The organism is Cupriavidus sp. 05T42 (genome assembly GCF_056396345.1).
Map to the genome: position 1 here is coordinate 37,918 of NZ_JBFTLH010000014.1, position 18,430 is coordinate 56,347.

20 protein-coding genes are annotated in these 18,430 nt (G+C 64.8%); 15 read left to right on the top strand and 5 right to left on the bottom strand.

Going from position 1 to position 18,430, the window contains the following annotated elements; translation table 11 throughout:
- Positions 1-25: 25 nt before the first annotated feature.
- Positions 26-409, bottom strand: a complete 384-nt coding sequence (locus AC1EJR_RS18855; protein WP_441644319.1) for a DUF3562 domain-containing protein — start codon at positions 407-409, stop codon at positions 26-28.
- 227 nt (positions 410-636) lie between these two features.
- On the opposite strand from AC1EJR_RS18855, the gene AC1EJR_RS18860 reads away from it, so the two are divergent.
- The 9 genes from AC1EJR_RS18860 (at position 637) to AC1EJR_RS18900 (ending at position 9,127) form a co-directional block, all read left to right on the top strand.
- Entirely contained in the window at positions 637-1,641 is a 1,005-nt protein-coding gene (locus tag AC1EJR_RS18860; RefSeq protein WP_477147387.1) for a hypothetical protein, read from the top strand.
- 185 nt (positions 1,642-1,826) lie between these two features.
- On the top strand, positions 1,827-2,765 hold the full coding sequence (locus AC1EJR_RS18865; protein WP_477113546.1) for an intradiol ring-cleavage dioxygenase: 939 nt from the start codon (positions 1,827-1,829) through the stop codon (positions 2,763-2,765).
- 33 nt (positions 2,766-2,798) lie between these two features.
- A complete protein-coding gene (locus AC1EJR_RS18870) occupies positions 2,799-3,548 on the top strand; it encodes an SDR family NAD(P)-dependent oxidoreductase (protein ID WP_092299612.1) in 750 nt (249 codons plus the stop codon).
- Between the two features lie 33 nt (positions 3,549-3,581).
- On the top strand, positions 3,582-4,466 hold the full coding sequence (locus AC1EJR_RS18875) for a beta-keto acid cleavage family enzyme (protein WP_092299616.1): 885 nt from the start codon (positions 3,582-3,584) through the stop codon (positions 4,464-4,466).
- Positions 4,467-4,502: 36 nt separating this feature from the next.
- The gene (locus tag AC1EJR_RS18880) at positions 4,503-5,480 is read left to right on the top strand and encodes a quinone oxidoreductase family protein (RefSeq protein ID WP_454757743.1); all 978 of its coding nucleotides are present in this window, start codon (positions 4,503-4,505) and stop codon (positions 5,478-5,480) included.
- The gene (locus AC1EJR_RS18885) at positions 5,477-5,833 is read left to right on the top strand and encodes a cupin domain-containing protein (RefSeq protein ID WP_092299623.1); all 357 of its coding nucleotides are present in this window, start codon (positions 5,477-5,479) and stop codon (positions 5,831-5,833) included. The genes AC1EJR_RS18880 and AC1EJR_RS18885 overlap by 4 nt, the downstream gene beginning before the upstream one ends.
- Before the next feature lie 109 nt (positions 5,834-5,942).
- Positions 5,943-7,007: a porin gene (locus AC1EJR_RS18890; RefSeq protein ID WP_477147418.1), complete on the top strand. Its 1,065-nt coding sequence runs from the start codon at positions 5,943-5,945 to the stop codon at positions 7,005-7,007.
- Positions 7,008-7,043: 36 nt separating this feature from the next.
- Positions 7,044-8,027 carry a tripartite tricarboxylate transporter substrate binding protein gene (locus AC1EJR_RS18895; protein WP_441593481.1) on the top strand — a complete coding sequence of 328 codons (984 nt, stop codon included), beginning with the start codon at positions 7,044-7,046 and terminating at the stop codon, positions 8,025-8,027.
- Positions 8,028-8,053: 26 nt separating this feature from the next.
- Positions 8,054-9,127 (top strand): LacI family DNA-binding transcriptional regulator, encoded by a 1,074-nt coding sequence (locus AC1EJR_RS18900; RefSeq protein ID WP_477147388.1) that lies wholly within the window; start codon positions 8,054-8,056, stop codon positions 9,125-9,127.
- Positions 9,128-9,131: 4 nt separating this feature from the next.
- Here AC1EJR_RS18900 and AC1EJR_RS18905 read toward each other — a convergent pair whose 3' ends face one another.
- Both AC1EJR_RS18905 and AC1EJR_RS18910 read right to left on the bottom strand, forming a co-directional pair.
- Positions 9,132-10,226: a maleylacetate reductase gene (locus AC1EJR_RS18905; RefSeq protein ID WP_477147389.1), complete on the bottom strand. Its 1,095-nt coding sequence runs from the start codon at positions 10,224-10,226 to the stop codon at positions 9,132-9,134.
- An 11-nt stretch (positions 10,227-10,237) separates the two neighbouring features.
- Positions 10,238-11,236, bottom strand: a complete 999-nt coding sequence (locus AC1EJR_RS18910; protein WP_092299637.1) for a tripartite tricarboxylate transporter substrate binding protein — start codon at positions 11,234-11,236, stop codon at positions 10,238-10,240.
- Between the two features lie 165 nt (positions 11,237-11,401).
- Here AC1EJR_RS18910 and AC1EJR_RS18915 point away from each other — a divergent pair, with 165 nt between their 5' ends.
- From AC1EJR_RS18915 to AC1EJR_RS18935, 5 genes are all read left to right on the top strand, one after another.
- Positions 11,402-12,358: a LysR family transcriptional regulator gene (locus AC1EJR_RS18915; protein ID WP_092299640.1), complete on the top strand. Its 957-nt coding sequence runs from the start codon at positions 11,402-11,404 to the stop codon at positions 12,356-12,358.
- A 257-nt stretch (positions 12,359-12,615) separates the two neighbouring features.
- Positions 12,616-13,296: a CsgG/HfaB family protein gene (locus AC1EJR_RS18920; protein WP_477147390.1), complete on the top strand. Its 681-nt coding sequence runs from the start codon at positions 12,616-12,618 to the stop codon at positions 13,294-13,296.
- 36 nt (positions 13,297-13,332) lie between these two features.
- Complete coding sequence (locus AC1EJR_RS18925; protein ID WP_441593479.1) at positions 13,333-13,755, top strand: DUF4810 domain-containing protein; 423 nt, start codon at positions 13,333-13,335, stop codon at positions 13,753-13,755.
- Complete coding sequence (locus AC1EJR_RS18930; RefSeq protein ID WP_092299649.1) at positions 13,752-14,408, top strand: DUF799 domain-containing protein; 657 nt, start codon at positions 13,752-13,754, stop codon at positions 14,406-14,408. Before AC1EJR_RS18925 ends, AC1EJR_RS18930 begins: the two co-directional genes overlap by 4 nt.
- Positions 14,409-14,706: 298 nt before the next feature.
- Positions 14,707-15,324 carry a nitroreductase family protein gene (locus AC1EJR_RS18935; RefSeq protein WP_441593478.1) on the top strand — a complete coding sequence of 206 codons (618 nt, stop codon included), beginning with the start codon at positions 14,707-14,709 and terminating at the stop codon, positions 15,322-15,324.
- Between the two features lie 228 nt (positions 15,325-15,552).
- Here the strand turns inward: AC1EJR_RS18935 and AC1EJR_RS18940 are convergent, their stop codons facing one another.
- Both AC1EJR_RS18940 and AC1EJR_RS18945 read right to left on the bottom strand, forming a co-directional pair.
- Positions 15,553-17,127, bottom strand: coding sequence for an MFS transporter (locus AC1EJR_RS18940; RefSeq protein WP_477147419.1), 1,575 nt, complete (start codon positions 17,125-17,127; stop codon positions 15,553-15,555).
- 106 nt (positions 17,128-17,233) lie between these two features.
- Positions 17,234-17,662 carry a RidA family protein gene (locus AC1EJR_RS18945; RefSeq protein ID WP_092299659.1) on the bottom strand — a complete coding sequence of 143 codons (429 nt, stop codon included), beginning with the start codon at positions 17,660-17,662 and terminating at the stop codon, positions 17,234-17,236.
- Positions 17,663-17,828: 166 nt separating this feature from the next.
- On the opposite strand from AC1EJR_RS18945, the gene soxR reads away from it, so the two are divergent.
- Positions 17,829-18,281 carry a redox-sensitive transcriptional activator SoxR gene (soxR, locus tag AC1EJR_RS18950; protein ID WP_143093934.1) on the top strand — a complete coding sequence of 151 codons (453 nt, stop codon included), beginning with the start codon at positions 17,829-17,831 and terminating at the stop codon, positions 18,279-18,281.
- The last annotated feature ends 149 nt before the right edge of the window (positions 18,282-18,430 follow it).

An 18,430-nucleotide genomic window follows, 5' to 3' on the forward strand; every position in this document is an offset into this window, starting at 1 on the left:
GCGGTTTGGCAAGTGGCGCCAGGGATTATGCGCCAGGCGAATCGGGCCGCCGATCGAGCGACGACTGCGGTACGTATTTGCGCCGAAGGACTTCCAGCACTCTCTTCTCCGCGAAGAGTAGAACATAGTCCTTGCACTTCGCATCGGACAGCAATGCGTCCCATGCACTCCAGAACTCCTGTCGGACAATTTCCCTTGGTATGCCACTGCGAAGTGCGATGCGCTCGATGGCCTGGACCGCCAGCGGAGGACGCCCGGAATCCTCACCTGACGCCGGTTCAGGATTTCCAGTGCCAGCGTCAGAGTCCGTCATGGATGATGTTGATACATGCGTTTTTACCACACCAAGTGTAGACGCTGCCTGTTTGGGTAGCCGTGCCAGATGCCGGCATCGCGGTGCGGTGCGCATGCGGTGCAGGCGATTATGCCTCAGCACGGTGTCCTGTCAGGTGGCTGGCGGAGGCGGCAGAAGCCGCCGAAAAGACGTTGACCGTCATTGGCATGTGCCCCAAACCAAACATGCGACCAGGGTGTCCTCGGGGCGGATCTGCACGGCGCGTCTGCTGCTTGCCTTGGGGGTTTTCATTTTCCGTTGCTAAGATAATTCGAGTTCACCCCTGCTCAAGGCGGAGATCGATGCCCCGCGCCCGTTGTCATTGGTTGACGCTCCTCGCCGCCGGACTACTGGCGCTGGCATCCATTGCCGCATATGGGCAGGAGGTGCTGCTGCTCGGCGGCTTCTATACCAACCCGCCGATCCAGACTGAGGACGACCGTAGCTACGCCTATGCCTACGTCTATCAGCAAAACCTGACGGAGCACTGGTACGCCAGCTATACCTACCTGAACGAGGGCCATATCACCGGCCATCATCGCGACGGGCACAGCGCCCAACTCTGGTGGCGTTACCTGGCGCTGGACAGGCGGCTGGCGCTCTCGCTGGGCGCCGGCCCTTATCTCTATTTCGACACCACCAGCCACCAGCCCGATGGCAGCTACGAAAACAAGCACGGCGTCGGGGTGTTGGCCAGCGCGGCGGCCAGCTGGTACGTCGGTGGCCCCTGGATGTTGCAGGTACGCTTCAACCGGACGTGGCAGGCGTCGGGCTTCAATTCCAACACGGTTCTGCTGGGCGTGGGCTATCAACTCGACCGCGACAACCTGCCAGGGCCGGTCGTGGGTTCGGCTCACCGGGGCAAAGACGCCACGCCCAACGAACTGACCGTCATGCTGGGTAGCATCGTCGTCAATGATTTCGAGTCGGACATGGTCTTTGGCGGCGCGCTTGAATATCGGCACCAGCTTTGGCGCTACGTGGAAGGGACGGTCAGCTACCTCGACGAAGGAAGCGCCAGGTCAGTCCGGCGCCGCGGCGTGGCGACGCAGGCCTGGGTATCCGGGGCCTTCCTGGGAGACCGGCTGACGCTCGGTTTCGGTGCCGGTCCTTATTACGCTACCAGCCTCCGTGTCAGCGGCCCCGGCGCGGACCCCTCACTGTCCCATTGGTCTGGCCTGTTTACGCTGTCGACAAGCTACCGGCTCGGCGATCACTGGCTGGCACGGCTGTCATGGAACCGAACCCTGACGGGGTACAGCCGGGATACGGATATGTTCCTCGCGGGGCTCGGCTATCGCTTCTGACGGCGGCGCACCAGCCACCGCCGGAGGAGCCCTAGGGTTACCACGGATCGACCCTCTATCCTCTTGATTCGCCTCGTTTTTCGTCCAATAAGTGATTTTTGGCTAACTCCTGTTCGCCCATCCGCGGCTTGCCATTCGCCTGAAACCGCCCATAATGCAAACGTTTGCATAAAGGAGAAGACGGCATGGAAACCCCACAGTCCACCCCAGCCCAGAAGCCCGTCGGCGCGTTGCGCCTGATCGATAACGAATCGTCGGTCACGGAAGTGGTCAGGCAGGCCATGGCCCAGACGGAAGACCCCCGCCTGCGGACGGTGATGGCAGCGCTGGTGAAGCACCTGCACGACTTCCTGCGCGAAGTCCGGCCGACCGACGCGGAGTTCGAGTTCGGGCTCGAATTCATCGCCGCGCTTGGGCACGCCACACACGCCACGAACAACGAAGTTGTGCTCGCGGCCGATGTGCTTGGCCTGTCCACGCTGGTCACCACGATGAACAACGGCACGACGGAAGGGCGCACGCCCGGCGCGTTGCTGGGCCCGTTCTATCGCGCTCACGCGCCGCACTACGCATGCGGCGACTGCGTGGTCCAGGATGATGCACCGGGCTTGCCGCTGTTTGTCAGCGGCACGGTTCGCGCCACGGATGGCTCGCCGTTACCGGGCGCGATCGTGGAGGTCTGGCAAGCGTCGCCGGTTGGCCTCTACGACAACCAGGACCCGACGCAACCCGATCGCAACCTGCGCGGCCTGTTCCACACCGATGCCGACGGTGGCTACCACTTCCGCACGGTGCGGCCTGCGGGCTATCCGGTGCCGACCGATGGTCCTGTGGGCAAGCTGCTGGCCGCGCAGCACCGGCATCCCTACCGTCCCGCGCATATTCATTTCATCGTAGCCTCACCGGGCTATCGCACCCTGGTGACGCAGGTGTTTGCCGACGATTCCGACATCCTCGAAACCGATGTCACGTTCGGCGTGCATCGCCAGCTCGTGGGCGCGTTCCGGCTGGTCGAAGCCGGCCGCAGCCCTTGGGGCGACCTGCCGGCGCCGTTCTACACGATGGCGTTCGATTTCGCGCTCGAAGCCGGCGAGCAAACGTTCCCGAAACCACCGATCGACTGACGACCCAATCCTCCCCCAACTCACAACCAAACCATGAAGACTTCATCTCTCTCCGGCAAGGTTGCCGTGATTATCGGCGGCACCGGCGGCATCGGATTCGCGGCGGGCAGGGCGCTGGCCGATATCGGTGCCAGTGTCGTGCTGACCGGGCGCGACATGGACCGCACGGCAAGCGCCGTGAAGGCGTTGCCTGCGGGCAACCATTTGGCGGCACGCGCGGAAGTCGGTGACAGCGCCACGCTGCGTCAGCTTGCCGAGGATGTGCATCACCACTACGGCCGCGCAGACATTCTCGTGAATACGTCAGGCTTCACGCGTGCGATTCCGCATGGGGATCTCGACGCCCTTGACGATGCCCTGATCGACGAGATGTTCGCCATCAACTGGCGCGGCCAGTTCGCGGCGATTCGGGCGTTCGCGCCGCTGCTGCGCGCTAATGGCGACGGCCTGATCGTCAACGTGGGATCGATCGCGGGGCGCACCGGACAAGGCAGCAACGTGGCGTACTGCGCCGTAAAGGCCGGACTGGATGTCATGGCGATGTCGCTCGGTCGCGCGTTGGCTCCGGCCATCCGCGTGCTCAACGTTTCCCCGGGCGTCGTCGACACGGGCTTCGTGCCGGGCCGCGACAGCAGCTTCAATGACCGCGCGGCAAGCACCACGCCGCTGCGCCGTATCGGCCAGGCGCAGGACGTGGCGGACGCGATCGTCGCTTGCGCTACCTCGCTGCGTTTCGCTACAGGCACCACGATCGTCGTCGACGGTGGGCGCCAGCTCGGCTGATCTCCTTTCTCCCATCTATTTCCCAACTGACCCATGCACGCACGCAAGACGATCATCACCTGCGCTGTGACCGGCAACATCGTCACGCCCGAACAGCATCCGGGGCTTCCCGTCACGCCCGCCCAGATAGCCGATGCCGCGCTCGAAGCGGCGGAAGCGGGCGCCGCCGCCGCCCATATCCATGTGCGGGATCCGGAAACCGGCCGACCGTCGATGTCGCTCGACTACTACGCCGATGTCATCGACAGGATTCGCGCGAAGCACCGGAGCCTGATCATCAACCTCACCACAGGGCCCGGTGGCCGTTTCGTGCCCGATGAGAACGAGCCACGCGTGGCGGCCCCCGGCACGACGCTGCTGCATCCGCTCAAGCGGGTGGAACACATCGCGGCGCTGCGCCCGGATGTCTGTTCCCTCGACCTGAACACGATGAACTCGGGCGGCGACGTTGTCATGAATACGCCGGCCAACGTGCGCAAGATGGCCGGCGTGATCCGCAGCGCCGGCGTGATGCCGGAGCTGGAGATCTTCGATTCCGGCGATCTGAACATGGCGCTCGATTTCATCCGCGAGGGCGTGCTGGACGGCCCCGGCCTCTGGACCTTCGTGCTGGGCGTGAAGTACGGTTTCGCCCCGACCCCGGAAACCATCTTCTACGCCCGCAATATGCTGCCGCAGGGCGCGCACTGGTCTGCGTTCGGCATTGGCCGTGCCGAGTTCCCGATCGTCGCGCAGGCCTGGCTCGCGGGCGGCCATGTACGGGTGGGGCTTGAGGACAACATCTATCTGGAGAAGGGCGTACTCGCCCCGAACAATGCCGCGCTGGTGGCCAAGGCGCGCGACATCGTCAAGTCACTTGGAGGAGAAATCGCTTCTTCATCAGAGGCCCGCACCGTGCTGGGCCTGCGCGACGCCTGACATCACCATTCACCGCACACAGCATTCGATATCACCATGAATACCATCCAGGTTCATCAGAAAGCCCCCAGCATCGACACGCTCGAACTCGCATTGACCGGCCTGCCGCGCCCCGAGGCTGGCCCGGGCCAGTGCATCATCGAAGTCGCCAGCGCCGGGGTGAATCCCAGCGACGTGAAGGCCACGCTCGGGATGATGCCGCATGCCGTATGGCCGCGCACGCCGGGCCGGGACTACGCGGGCGTTGTGATCGACGGCCCTTCGGAATGGATTGGCCGGCAGGTCTGGGGCAGTGGCGGCGAGCTTGGCATCCGTCGCGACGGCACGCATGGCAAGTACTTGCGCATCGGCGTGAACGCCGTGCGCGAGAAGCCGGCGACGCTGTCGTTGCTGGAAGCCGGTGCCGTCGGTGTACCGTTCATCACCGCGTATGAGGGCCTGCGCCGCGCAGGGATGCCTGGCGCCGGCAGCACGGTGCTCGTTTGCGGCGGCAACGGCAAGGTCGGCCAGGCCACGATCCAGATCGCGACCGCGCTGGGCGCACGCGTGTTCGCTGTCGAGCGCGGCGCCGAGCCGTACCGTGGCCACACGAGCGGAACGGTGCGCATGATCGATGCCAGCCGGGAAACCATCTCAGCCGTCGTGCGTGAGGAAACCGACGGGCATGGCGCGGACATCGTCTACAACACGGTGGGCAGCCCCTATTTCGAGCAGGCGAACCTGGCCATGGCGATTGGCGCMACGCAGGTCTTCATCTCGACGATTGAAAAGCCGGTGCCGTTCGACATCTTCGCGTTCTATCGTGGCCAGCACACCTTTGTGGGCGTGGATACGCTGGCCCTGGATAGCGAAGCCTGCGCGAAGATCCTCGATGCGCTGGCGCCGATGTTCGCCTCCGGCGCGCTGAAGCCGTTCCCGGTGCTGCCCGACTACACGTACGCGCTGTCCAACGCACGGGACGCCTATCGCGCCGTGCTGCAAGGCGCCACCGAACGCGTGGTGCTGACGCCATGAATACGACCCGCTTCGCCCAGGCGCCGGCCTACCATCCGGCCAATCATCAAGGTATGCACTGTCTGCGGCTGCAAGGCCACGAGGCGGGGCCTTCCGATGCGCTGTGGATGGGCGTGTCGATCATCCTGCCGGGCGGCCATACGTCGCTCGACGCCTCGCCGATGGAGAAGCACTACGTCGTGCTGGAAGGCGAGGTCTGCATCCGCACGCCGGAGGAGACTGTGACGCTGGGGCAGTTCGATTCGGTCCGGCTGGCGCCTGGGGAGGCCCGCGAGGTGAGCAATCCGTCTAACCGGCCCGCGATGCTGTTGCTGGCCATGCCGTATCCGGCCACGGCCACCGCCAGGCCCTGATTTTTTGTTGCGCTTCTGCAAACGTTTGCAATCATCCACTTCATAACAACACGAGGAGACCCAGATGCAGAGAGTTTTCAGGCGACGTCATGTGATTCCGCTGGCCCTGATGTCCACCGTCATCGCCCGGGAAGCGATGGCGGAAGACAGCGTGACGATATACGGGCGGCTCAACACGGCCATCGAGTACTCGCGGGCCAGCACGGCGACGGACGGGACAAAGCTGGGCAGTACGGTGCGGCAGACCAACAACCGGTCGGTATTCGGCTTTCGGGGCGTGGAGCACCTGGGCGGCTCGCTCCAGGCCGTGTGGCAGATCGAGAGCAACGTCTCGCTGGACACCGGGCAGGGCCAGATCGCAGGCCGCAATACGCGCGTGGGCCTGCAGGGCGACTACGGGCTGCTGTTCATGGGCCACTGGCAGACGCCCTATACAGAGTCGACCGCTGGCTACGATCCGTACTACCCGACCACGGCCGGCTATATGGCGCTGATCGGCAATGGCTCGACCTCCAGCTCCGACAACGTCCAGGACACGAGTTCGTTCGACCGGCGCCAGAAGAACATCATCCAGTACCGCTCGCCGCAGCTGGGGGGTGCCAGCCTCTGGCTCGGCTGGGGATTGCCGGAAGAGAAGACGACGGTGCCGCGCAATCCGGCGCTGTACTCCGCCGCACTGGTCTACGAGCGCGGCCCGCTGGGGGCGACCGTCGCCTACGAAGTTCACTCGCACTACCAGGCGGCCGGGCGCAATGACGATGCGCTGAAGGTCGCGCTGGCCTACCAGCTGTTCCCGGGCACGCGCCTGGCCGCGCTCTATGAGCACCTGCACTACCGCACCGATACGGGCGACCTGCAGCGCAACGGGTACTACGCATCGCTGGTGCAGAAGCTTGGGACCGGCAGCGTGCGGGTGGGGGTGGCCTATGCCGCCAACGGCACGGGATCGTCCACGGACACGATCGGATTCTTCCGCAGCGGTTCGGAAACCAATGCCATGCAGTTCACGGTGGGCTACGACTATCCGCTATCGAAGCGCACCGCACTCTACGCGTACTACAGCCGCATCAATAACAAGAAAAACGCGATCTACGACTTCGCCATCAACGAGCTCGGTGTCAGCGCCGGTGCCGATCCGCAGACCTTTGCGCTCKGCATGCGGCACTTTTTCTGACATCCGCGCACGCCATTGCATCGTGAGGAGACAACCATGAGACGACAGTTTTTCCGCCCCATTGCGGCCCTTGGACTGATCGCGGCGCTTGGGCTGCCGTACACCGTCATCGCGCAACCCCAGTATCCCGTCAAGCCGATCCGGCTGATCGTGCCGTTCTCGGCGGGCAGTGCCACCGATATCCTGGCGCGCATTATCGGCGCAAAGATTGGGGAGGGCGGCCAATGGCAGGTGATGGTGGACAACCGGCCCGGCGCCGGCGGCACGCTGGGCGCCACCACGGTTGCCAAGTCGCCGCCCGATGGCTACACGCTGATCCTGGTCTCCGTGGGCCATGCCATCAACGCCACGCTCTATCCGAAGTTGGGCTACGACACGCTCAAGGACTTCGCGCCGGTGTCGCTGGTCGCCTCGGTGCCCAACGTGCTGGTGGTCAACGCCGCCAGTCCGTACAAGTCGATGCGCGATATCGTGGCTGCCGCGAAGGCCAAGCCGGGCACCCTGAACTTCGATTCCGCCGGTTCGGGCAGTTCTACGCACCTGAGTGGTGAGATGTTCAAAATGCGGGCGGGCATCGACATCGTGCACATTCCGTTCAAGGGTACCGGCGAAGCCCTGACCGACGTGATGGCGGGGCGCGGCGACATGATGTTCGCGCCGACTGTATCGGCCCTGCCGTTTGTCAAGCAAGGCAAGTTGCGTGCGCTGGCGGTGACCACGCCAGCACGCGCAGGCGCGTTGCCCGATGTGCCGACCGTGGCGGAGGCGGGGCTGCCCGGCTATGCGTTCGATTCGTGGTTCGGCGTCCTGGCGCCGGCCGGCACGCCGAAGGAGGTGATTCAGGCGGTGAATGCCGAGATCGGCAAGGCGCTGGCGTCTCCCGATGTGCGCGAGCGGCTGGCGGCCCAGGGGGCCGAGGCGCGCGCCAGCACGCCGCAGGAGTTTTCCAGCTATATCCAGGCCGAAATTGGCAAGCTGGCGCCTGTGGTGAAACAGTCCGGCGTGCGGGCAGGGGAATAAGCGGCGCCGGGGCGGCAGGCGCTAGAATGGCGCATTCCAACAGCCAACGTGGCGTCTGCCTGCCCATGTCCGAGCGCAAACGCGTGACCATCAAGGACCTCGCCGCCGAGGTCGATGTCCACTATTCGACGGTGTCTCGCGTGATGAATCCCGCCACGCGCCATCTGGTGGCCGAAGAAGTGGCCACACGGATCCTGAAGCTGGCCGAATTGCGCGGGTTCCGCCCGAACCGCATCGCGGCGGGGTTGCGCACGCAACGCTCGGGGCTGATCGGCGTGGTGCTGCCGGACATCGCGAATCCGGTGTTCCCGCCCATCCTGGCGGGGATCGAGGCCGTTCTTGGCCGGCACGGCTATGTGCCGATCGTCGTCAATGCCGGCGTGGAGCGCCTCAGGCAGCGTTTCGTGATCGATCAGTTGCTGGCCAGGCAGGTGGAAGGGCTGGTGCTGGCCACGGCGGAACGCGACGATCCCTTGCTCGACTACTGCTTCCAGCTCGGCATTCCGGTGGTCATGGTGAATCGCGGCGAGCATACCGGCCGGGYGTCCTGCGTGKTCAGCGACAGCCAGCTGGCGATGGCGCTGACGGTCGATCATCTGGTATCGCTCGGTCACCGCAGCATCGGTCACATTGCCGGTCCCGCGAGTACCTCCACGGGACAGTTGCGCCGGGAAGGCTTCATGCAGGCGGTCAAACGCCATCGGTTGCGGCGCGGCGCGTATGCCGTCGTCGAGGCGGAGAGCTATACCCGGGAGGCCGGCCGCAGGGCCTGTGACCAGTTGTTCGAATCGCTGCCCGACCTGACCGCCATTGCCGCCGGCAATGACCTCGTGGCCATGGGTTGCTACGACTTTCTGCGCGAGCGCGGCTTGCGCTGTCCGGAGAACGTCTCGGTGGTCGGCCACAACGACATGCCTTTTGTCGATGCACTGACGCCGCCGCTGACAACCATCCGCATCCCGGTCCATGACATGGGCGAACAGGCGGCCGAACTGCTGCTGCGCCGGATCGACAAGCCACAGACTGCCACCGTCGTCATCGAATTGCGGCCGGAACTGGTGGTACGCGGCTCGACAGCTGCGCCGCCAGCACAGGGTTAATCGTTCAGCTTCCCTGGGGAAGCGTCGGACGACTGCCCAGGAAGGCGTCGCGCAGGAGGGTACGGATGCCAGACGCTTCCAATGGTCGCGGATTCGGGTACTGATTCTGCAGGGCCAGTTCGCATGCCCGCTCCAGATCCTCTTCCTTCAACCCGATATCGCGCAGCGCGGTAGGGGCGCCGAGCGAGGCGGCGAGGTCGAAGACCGCCGCCGGCGCGTTGCCATCGGTGGCGCCCAGCGCACGAGCGATGGCCTCCATGGCGGCCGGCGCGGCAGGGGCGTTGTAGGCCAGCGCATGCGGCAGCACAATCGTATGGACTTCTGCATGCGGCAGGTTGAAGGTGCCGCCCAGCGTATGACACAGCTTGTGGTGCAACCCTGCCGTGACGCTGCCAAGCACGGCCCCGCACAGCCACGCCCCATAGAGCGCATCGCCACGTGCGGCGAGCCTTTCCGCACCGTCCTCACCACCTTCCCGCGCAATGACGGGCAGCGCACGACCCAGCGCCGCGATACCTTCGCGCGACATCCAGTCGCTGACCGGATTGCGATCGCCAGCATAGAGGCCTTCGGCTGCATGGGMGATGGCATTGATGCCGCTGGTCACGCTGACCATGCGCGGCAGGCGCAGTGACAACTCCGGATCGTAGATGACCGTGCGCGGCAGGACACGGGCATCGCGTCCGGTGCGCTTCAGGCCGGCGTCTGTCAGGCCGTAGATCGGCGTGGCCTCCGAGCCGGCGTAGGTGGTGGGCACAGCGATGACCGGCAGCGCGGACTCCAGCGCAATCGCCTTCCCGAGACCGATCGTCGATCCTCCGCCGATGGCCAGCGCGCAGTCGGCGCCACGCTCCGCCGCCACCGTGCGCGCCTTGCGGGCCTGTTCGACGGGCACGTGCATGACGGCGCCATCGAAGATGCCCGCGCTGCGGTCACCCAGCAACGCGCTGGCCCGCTCCGCGAGTGCCCGTTGCCCGGGCGTGCAGAGCACGAGCACGCGCTTGACGCCGAGCGCATCGGCTTCCTCAGGCAGTCGGGCCAGCGAGCCCGCGCCGAAGACCACGCGCTGCGGGCGGGACTGATAGACGAAAGGATTCATGACGGCGGCATCTATTCGAGTGTGATGTTGCGGGCCTTGATCAGGCGACCCCAGCGCGCGGACTCGTCCTGGATCAGCTTGTTGGTCTGGGCGGCATTGCCGGCCACGATCTCGAAGCCGCCGGCGCTCAACTGCTTGGCGATGGCCGGGTCGCGCAGCGTGGCGGTCACCGCCGCGGACAGTTTCTCCAGCACGGCGGGCGGAGTCTTGGCCGGCGCGATCATCGCCACCCACGAGTAGGCTTCGAAGCCCTTGTAGCGTTCCGCTACGGCGGGCACCTCGGGCAGACGGGCGTCGCGCTGCGGAGAGGTTACCGCCAGCGCGCGCAGCTTGCCGGCCTGCACGTAAGGCAGGATCAGCGGCAGGCTGGCGATCATCGAGTCCACGTGGGCGCCCAGCAGGTCGTTGATCGCGGGCCCGCCACCCTTGTAGGGGGTGTGAATGCCGCTGGTGCCGGCGGCTTCGAAGAACGCTTCCGCCACAAGTTGGTTCGAACTCCCGGCGCCCACCGACGCGTACGAGACCTTCTTCGGCGTACGCGTGGCGTTGACGTAATCCTGAAGGGTCTGGTAGGGCGAACTGGCCGGCACCACGAGCACCATCGGGGAGCGGACCATATACGACACGCCCGTCAGGTCACGCTTCGCGACATAGGGCAGTTTCGGATAGATGTGGGATTCGGTGGCGAAAGAATCGAACACCATGCCGAGCGTGTAGCCATCCGCAGGGCTCCGGGCAATCTGGCCGGTGCCGATGGTGCCGCCGGCGCCCGCGCGGTTATCTACCACGACGGTTTGCGCCAGGCGGGTGTGCAGGCCATCCTGCACCTGCCGTGCGACCTTGTCGACGGTGCCGCCCGCCGCATAGGGCACGATGATCGTGACCGTCTTGGCCGGCCAGTCGTCGGCCATGACGTGCCCGGTTGCGCACATGAGGAGCGCGGCGGCCAGCATGCGGCGGGGGCGCCCGCGCATCGAGCGCAGGGCGGCTGAGAGGTAAGTTGTCTCCATTGCGGTGCCTTCCAGTAGGGTTTCGACAATCCGGATGACGGAGGCTGCATGCTTTGCGCGTTTCGCAAAGACTTGCCTCTCTGGTCTGGGATGTTGATACTATTCCTGTCGGTTTGCGGTGGAAAGTCAAGCCGGACGCGTAATGCCTTTGCGGGGAGCGCACAAATGGAATTCATTCGCTTTGCTGAGAACCTGGCCGTCTTCGTCGATGTGGCGCGCGAAGGGAGCTTCTCGGCCGTCGCGCGGCGGCGCGGGCAGGTGGCGTCGTCGGTATCGCGCCAGATCGATGTGCTGGAGCGGGAAATGGGCGTGGCGCTGTTCACGCGCTCCACGCGGGCGCTGGTCCGCACGGAGGCGGGCGATCTCCTCTACCAGCGGGCCGCGCGCATCCTCCAGGAACTCAACGAAACGCGCGATGCGGTGACGGCGCTGGAGCAGGGCGTTAGCGGCCGGCTGCGCGTGGCGTGCCTTCCGGCGTTTGCGCGGCGGCACGTCGTGCCGCACCTCGGCTCCCTCTACGCACAGTACCCGGACCTGACCGTGGAGCTGGAGCTGACCGAGCGCGTGGTCGATCCGGTGCTCGAACGATTCGACGTTGTGGTGCGCGTCGGGCAACAGGCTGACAGCAACCTGATCGCCCAGCGCGTGGCCAGCCAACGATACGTGATCTGCGCCACGCCGGACTACCTGCGCGCGCATGGCAGGCCGGTGCACGCCGACGAGCTGCAGCACCACCGCCTGATCGACCGGGGCCACAGCACAAGCATGCGCGGCTGGCGCGAACTCCTGGAACCCACCCACGCCGCGCAGGCGCTGTTCGCAGTCGAGTGCGACGATTGCGATGCGCGGCGGCTGTCAGTATTGCAGGGGCTGGGCATCGCCCTGATGCCGGACTGGTCGGTCGGCGAGGACATCGGCGCGGGGCGGCTGGAAGAATTGCTGCTGGATGGCCTCCGCCCGCAGGCGCAAGGCGGCATCTACCTGCTACGCGCCCAGCCCCGCGCCTCGGCCAAGCTTCGGGCCTTCACCTCGCACCTGAACCAATGCATTGGGGCCCCCCCATCGTGGCAACTGGCGATGACGCGGACTGCTTCCTACGAGCCTGTTTTGGGTGGGGCGTAGCCGGGCGTTGCTTGCGCCAAAGGTTCTCCCTTGTGATTCCCTGTGGAATCTTTATCGCTTCACTCATGACTCGCAGGCAAGTTCGCGGAACGACTTGGGAACTGTGCGTTGGTCTCCCTACCGAAGAGGGGACCCCGCGGATTTTGCCTTAATCCAGACTTGCGGCTGCCGATACCGTAGAGGGTTGAATAGGATCAATCCACACTCGGTCACGGCGTGATAGATGTGTCGTTTTGTTCCTTGTCTGGAGAAATGAATTGAAGAGTCTCAAGAACTACTGCCTGCTCGGTGCCGCCGCTGCCGCCGCCATCGGTCTGGCGGGATGCGCAACTGAATCGTCGACCGCGMTGTCGGTGCAAAAGGTGGAAAGCGCGAGCCGCCCCTATAACGGCGTGCGCACCCCCATTGCCGTAGGCAAGTTCGATAACCGTTCCAACTACATGCGCGGCGTGTTCTCCGACGGCATCGACCGTCTGAGCGGCCAGGCCAAGACCAGCCTGGTGACGCACCTGCAGCAGACCAACCGTTTCAGTGTGCTTGAGCGCGAGAACCTCGACGAGATCAAGCGCGAAGCCGCTATCAAGAATCAGGCGCAGAAGCTCAAGGGCGCCGACTTCGTGGTGACCGGMGATATCACCGAATTTGGCCGCAAGGAAGTGGGCGACGTGCAGCTTTTCGGTATTCTCGGCCGCGGCCGCGAGCAGGTCGCTTATGCCAAGGTGAACCTGAACGTCGTCAACATCAGCACCTCTGAAGTGGTTTACGCCACGCAGGGCGCCGGCGAATTCAAGCTGTCGAATCGCGAGGTGATCGGGTTTGGCGGTACGGCCAGCTATGACTCCACGCTCAATGGCAAGGTGATGGACCTGGCCATGCGTGAAGCCGTGAACAACCTGGTCAGCGCGATCGAAAGCGGCGCATGGAAGCCGGCGCAGTAAACGCATAGGCCTATACCAACAAGAGCGAGAACAACAATGAAGTCATGGGTTACGCTGCGCAACGCGGCGTTTTTGTCGGCTGCCGGCCTGCTGGCCGGTTGTGCAGGTCCACAATCGATGTACCAATGGGAGGGGTATCAATCCCAGGTCTACGCGTACTTCAAGGGCGAATCGAAGGAAGCGCAGATCACCGCGCTGGAAAGTGGCCTGGAAAAGATCAAGGCGAAAGACGGAAGCGTGCCACCTGGCTATCACGCCCAGCTTGGCATGCTGTATCTGAATGTCGGGAAGGGCGATCAGATGGTCAAGGAATTCCAGACAGAGAAGACGCTGTTCCCGGAGTCCACGCCTTACATGGATTTTCTGATGCGCAATGTGAAGACTGACGAGCGCAAGGATGTGACGGTGGGCGCCACGCCGCCCGCCAAGGCAGATGCCACGGAAGGGAGCGTCAAATGATGCGTCGAATGCTGACCTACGTCGCCACGCTCGGCATCGTGATGTTGTTCGCAGGCTGTGCCGTGCCCAGAAAACAGGTGGATTACGCTGCGTTCAAGGCCGCTCGCCCGCGTTCGATCGTGGTGCTGCCGCCGCTGAACGAGTCGCCTGACATCAAGGCCACGTACGCCATGCTGTCGCAAGCCACGTATCCGCTGGCTGAGTCGGGTTACTACGTGCTGCCGGTGGCGCTGGTCGACGAAACGTTCCGGCAGAATGGCCTGACCGTGCCTGGTGACATCCACACGGCACCCGTGCCCAAGTTGCGCGAAATCTTCGGTGCGGATGCCGCGCTGTACGTGACCGTGACGGACTACGGCTCGCGTTACCAGGTACTGAGCAGCGTGACCCGCGTGGCCGCGAATGCGAAGCTGGTAGACCTGAAGACCGGCGACGTGTTGTGGAGCGGCACGGCAGTGGCAGCTAACGACAGTGGCAACAGCGGCGGCGGCCTAATCGGCATGCTGATCACCGCCGCCATCAACCAGGCGGTMAATCATCTGACCGACGCCAGCTATCCGGTGGCCGGCACGGCCAGTGTGCGTCTTTTGTCCGCCGGCATGCCGGGTGGCATCCTGTACGGCCCGCGCTCGCCGAAGTACCAGGCAGACTGATCTTCCCGGGTTCGGCTGCGCAAGAAAGAATGCCGCAGCACTGTCTCCTCGTCGGAGCGGTGTTGCGGCATTTTCACTTTGCCTGGGGGAAACGGCAGCTGCAAACGGCAATATCTCATTGCATCGTTACCCGGAGCAACGGGAGGATTGGTGCCGGCAGGACAACGCTGTGAGCGCCTTCCCGGATCTACCGGCAGGCCGGCGGATTCCATAAGATTTGTTCTGCGCCGTGTTACTACGATCGCAACAGATCACCACCCGTGCCTCTCAACCCAGTCCTTCGACCATAGGAATCACCATGGCCAACGCTATCATCGAATCCCTTGTGAGCCGTCGTACCATCAGTCTGTACGACCCTGCCTTTACCGTGGGCGACGATCAGATCCGCGAGTTGGTAAGAGTCGCCACCACTGCGCCGACATCCTTCAACTTGCAGAACTGGCGCTTCATCGCAGTGCGCACGCCTGAAGCCAAGGCGCGCCTGCGGGCCGTTGCCTGGGACCAGCCCAAGATCACCGATGCCTCCGTTACCTTCATCATCTGCGGACAGTTGGCCGACCATCGGGTGTTGCCGAAGCGCCTGGCGCCAGCCGTGGAGGCGGGCATCATGCCGGCGAAGGTCGCCACGGGGTTCGAAGATGCTGCGCGCGGCCTGTACTTCGAGCATCCGCAGCTCCAGCGCGACGAGGCGGTACGCACCGGTGCCATCGGCGCGACGGCGTTGATCTATGCTGCGCATGCGCTGGGCCTGGGTTCGTCGCCGATGATCGGTTTCGACGCCGAGGCGGTAGCAAGTGAGTTCGGGCTGGCCGAAGACGAAGTGCCCGTCATGCTGCTGTCCGTCGGGTCAGCCCTGCCCGAAAACTGGGCGCAAAAGCCGCGCCGCGCAGTAGCAGAGGTGCTTGACTTCGCGTAGGTCCCACACAGAGCCCTTCATCATGGATGCCGAAGGCAACTGCGCTTCGGCATCCATGATCAGTGGGCTTCTCAGGCACGATGAACTGCACAACGGCTCCCCGTGGCAGATTGGCACTCGCCCACAACCGGCCGCCATGCGCTTCGATAATCGTGCTGCATGGCATTTCGCCGTGGGATTTTGTAAAGGTGGATTTACGCTCGCCTTCTGCGGCCGACGCGAAGCACGTCACTTGCKGCGCTKGATGGTCGCCATCGCTACACCCGCTCCGGCAAACGCGCAGGCGGCGGCCACAAGCGCCACGGCGCGCAGGGCGTCAGCGATGGCTTCGGCCTCCGCCCGCGCCAAGGGGCCCTGAGGCGGTGTACGGATGTCGCCTGCTGCCGCTCCGTCCGGCTCCAGCAATTGCCCGGTCTGGCGTGCATCCTGAGGAATATGCAGTGCATCCAGCCGCGCCGACAGCGCCGCTTCGTGCGACCACACGAACACGATGCCGAGCACCGCAACGGCCAGCAGGCTCGCCACCCKGGCAACCGCGTTGTTGATGCCGGAGGCGATGCCTACCTGGTCGCCCGGCACGGAGCCCATTACCGTCGCCGTGAGTGGCGCGACGGTGATCGTCATACCGAGCCCGAGCACGGCGAGTGCCGGGAAGAATCCGGTCCAATAGCCGCCATGCACGAACGGCAGCGCCAGCATCGCGAATCCGATGCCGGCGACGGCCGGGCCAGCGCTCAACAGTGCCCGCGAACCGAAGCGGCTTGTCAGGCTGCCGGTGAAGCGCGATAGGAAGCCGATGATGACCGGCACCGGTAGCAGCGCGGCGCCTGCTTCGGTTGCGGTGTAGGCATGTGCGCGTATCAGCGTGAACGGCAGGAAGAACAGTGCGCCGCCCAGACCGAAGTAGAGCAGTAGGGTGACGAGGTTGGCGCCGGTGAAATCGCGGGAGCGAAACACGTCGAGTGGCATCATGGGATGACGGCTGTTCGCTTCGATCCTCACGAATGCGCCCAGCACGAGCACGCCGGCGCCGATCGTGCCCAGTACGAGCGGATGCGCGAAGCCGCGCGCCGACACCTGGGTCAGGCCATAGGTGAGGGTGGCGAGCCCGGCCGCCGCGCTCAGCGCGCCGGGCCAGTCCAGTTGCTGAGGCGCATCGAGCTTGTGGCTATTCGGCACTGACGACATCGCCAGCGCAATTGTCAGCGCTGCAAGCGGTACGTTGAGGAAAAATATTGCGCGCCACGACAACGCGTCGACAAGCGCGCCGCCTGCCACCGGCCCCACCGCCGACGTGATCGCGCCGACGGCCGCCCAGGTGCCAATCGCCCGTCCGCGTGCTTCGCCTTCGAACACGGCGCCGATGATCGCGAGACTACTGGGGACAAAGAGCGCCGCGCCAATGCCCTGGACAGCGCGCGCGACGATCAGCGAACTCGCGTTTGGCGCGAGCCCGCAAGCGGCCGACGCCACCGTGAAGACCCCGACGCCGGCGATGAACACCGTGCGGCGGCCGAGCTTGTCGCCCATCGATCCGCCCACCAGCACGAGGGACCCGAGAAAGAGCAGGTAGGCGTTAACGATCCACTGCATTGCCGCAACGCTCGCGCCGAGCTCGCTCTGCATGGCGGGCAGCGCAACATTGACGACGGAGCCGTCGATGAACGCCATGCTTGAGCCGAGGATCGTCGCGGCGAGCGCCATACGTTTGCGCCGGCACGGACGATCGACCGCGTTGGGCTGCGTACGGATGACGAGTTCGTCACAAGGGCTGGCTTGCGCAGCGACGACGCGCGCGGCCATTGGGTCGCGATCGAGAAGATCCGGATTGGCCAAGCTCGCTCCCGTGCCGGTCGATGGTGACTAGCATAGTAAATGGAGTCGGCCGGTTTGGATTGGTCCAGACCTGTTATTCCGGCAGCACCGCCACCGCCTCGATCTCGAACAGCATGCCGTCAATCGCCAGCCTTGGCACGGGAATCAGCGTGCAGGCGGGGGCCGGCCAGTCGCCCAGCAGGGCCTGCCAGGCGCGGCTGAAGATGGCCAGCCGTTCCATCGAATGATCGACGATCAGCACCGTGATCTTGGCCACATCTGGGATATCAGCACCGCCGGCCTGCAGCGCCACGCGCAGGTTGGACAGTGCACGGGTGACCTGCGCCGTGAAGTCGGTCAGCAGGCCGCCGCACATGTCCTCGCCACCCTGGCCCGCCGCGAAGATGATCTTCGCGGGCCGGTTCACCACCGCGACATGTGAATAGCCGTTCAGGCGCGGGTCGTAGAGGTCGGGCGGGTTCATGAACTGGAGGTACGGGGCGCGCGGCGATTCGAGCAGCATGGCAGGGTCCTGGATGGAGAAGGGATGCCAGTGTCACACTTCAAGTGCACTTGAGGTCAAGCTTCGATGCGATACCATGCGCGCTGCAAGGGCTTTCCTTGTCCTCTATGGTCCTGTCATGAGCCGCCCCCCGAAGAACGTTCCGTTGGAGCCCCCGGTGCACCCGATGCGCGCCCGCGATCCGCTGACCATTGGCGAAGTGGTCGAGCGCAGCGGCGTGGCCGCGTCCGCGCTCCATTTCTACGAATCGAAGGGATTGATTTCGAGCACGCGCAGCGCTGGCAACCAGCGCCGCTATCCGCGCGGCATCCTCCGTCGGCTGGCTGTTTTACGCATTGCCCAGCGCATGGGCGTGCCGCTCGCGGTCATTGCCGACGCATTCGCGCGTTTGCCGGCAGGCAAGGCACCGACCGTGGCCGACTGGCGCCGGCTGTCAGCGTCCTGGCGGGAAGACCTCGACGCCCGCATTCGTGCGTTGACGTTGCTCCGCGATCAACTCGACGGCTGCATCGGCTGCGGCTGCCTGTCGCTGAAGGCGTGTCCGTTGCGCAATCCGCAGGACGTGATGGCGAGACAGGGGCCAGGCGCCCACGTGGGCGAGGGCGATTCGCGATTGTGACTGTCATGTGTCTGCCATAGCAATTTCCCATCGTGATCGGCGGTGTCGTGCCCGTGTTCAACCTGGATGGCGTCCGCCCGGGGCAGTTACGCATGACCGGTGCGCTGCTCACGGAGATCTACCAGGGAAGAATCGTCAACTGGAACGAT

Bases quoted from the DNA above. Each gene is read 5' to 3' on its own strand.
- AC1EJR_RS18925 (WP_441593479.1), top strand. From the start codon at position 13,333: ATGAAGTCATGGGTTACGCTGCGCAACGCGGCGTTTTTGTCGGCTGCC.
- AC1EJR_RS18865 (WP_477113546.1), top strand. From the start codon at position 1,827: ATGGAAACCCCACAGTCCACCCCAGCCCAGAAGCCCGTCGGCGCGTTG.
- AC1EJR_RS18945 (WP_092299659.1), bottom strand. From the start codon at position 17,662: ATGCTGCTCGAATCGCCGCGCGCCCCGTACCTCCAGTTCATGAACCCG.
- AC1EJR_RS18855 (WP_441644319.1), bottom strand. From the start codon at position 409: ATGCGCACCGCACCGCGATGCCGGCATCTGGCACGGCTACCCAAACAG.
- AC1EJR_RS18860 (WP_477147387.1), top strand. From the start codon at position 637: ATGCCCCGCGCCCGTTGTCATTGGTTGACGCTCCTCGCCGCCGGACTA.
- AC1EJR_RS18935 (WP_441593478.1), top strand. From the start codon at position 14,707: ATGGCCAACGCTATCATCGAATCCCTTGTGAGCCGTCGTACCATCAGT.
- AC1EJR_RS18885 (WP_092299623.1), top strand. From the start codon at position 5,477: ATGAATACGACCCGCTTCGCCCAGGCGCCGGCCTACCATCCGGCCAAT.
- AC1EJR_RS18915 (WP_092299640.1), top strand. From the start codon at position 11,402: ATGGAATTCATTCGCTTTGCTGAGAACCTGGCCGTCTTCGTCGATGTG.
- soxR (WP_143093934.1), top strand. From the start codon at position 17,829: ATGCGCGCCCGCGATCCGCTGACCATTGGCGAAGTGGTCGAGCGCAGC.
- AC1EJR_RS18875 (WP_092299616.1), top strand. From the start codon at position 3,582: ATGCACGCACGCAAGACGATCATCACCTGCGCTGTGACCGGCAACATC.
- AC1EJR_RS18895 (WP_441593481.1), top strand. From the start codon at position 7,044: ATGAGACGACAGTTTTTCCGCCCCATTGCGGCCCTTGGACTGATCGCG.
- AC1EJR_RS18870 (WP_092299612.1), top strand. From the start codon at position 2,799: ATGAAGACTTCATCTCTCTCCGGCAAGGTTGCCGTGATTATCGGCGGC.
- AC1EJR_RS18910 (WP_092299637.1), bottom strand. From the start codon at position 11,236: ATGGAGACAACTTACCTCTCAGCCGCCCTGCGCTCGATGCGCGGGCGC.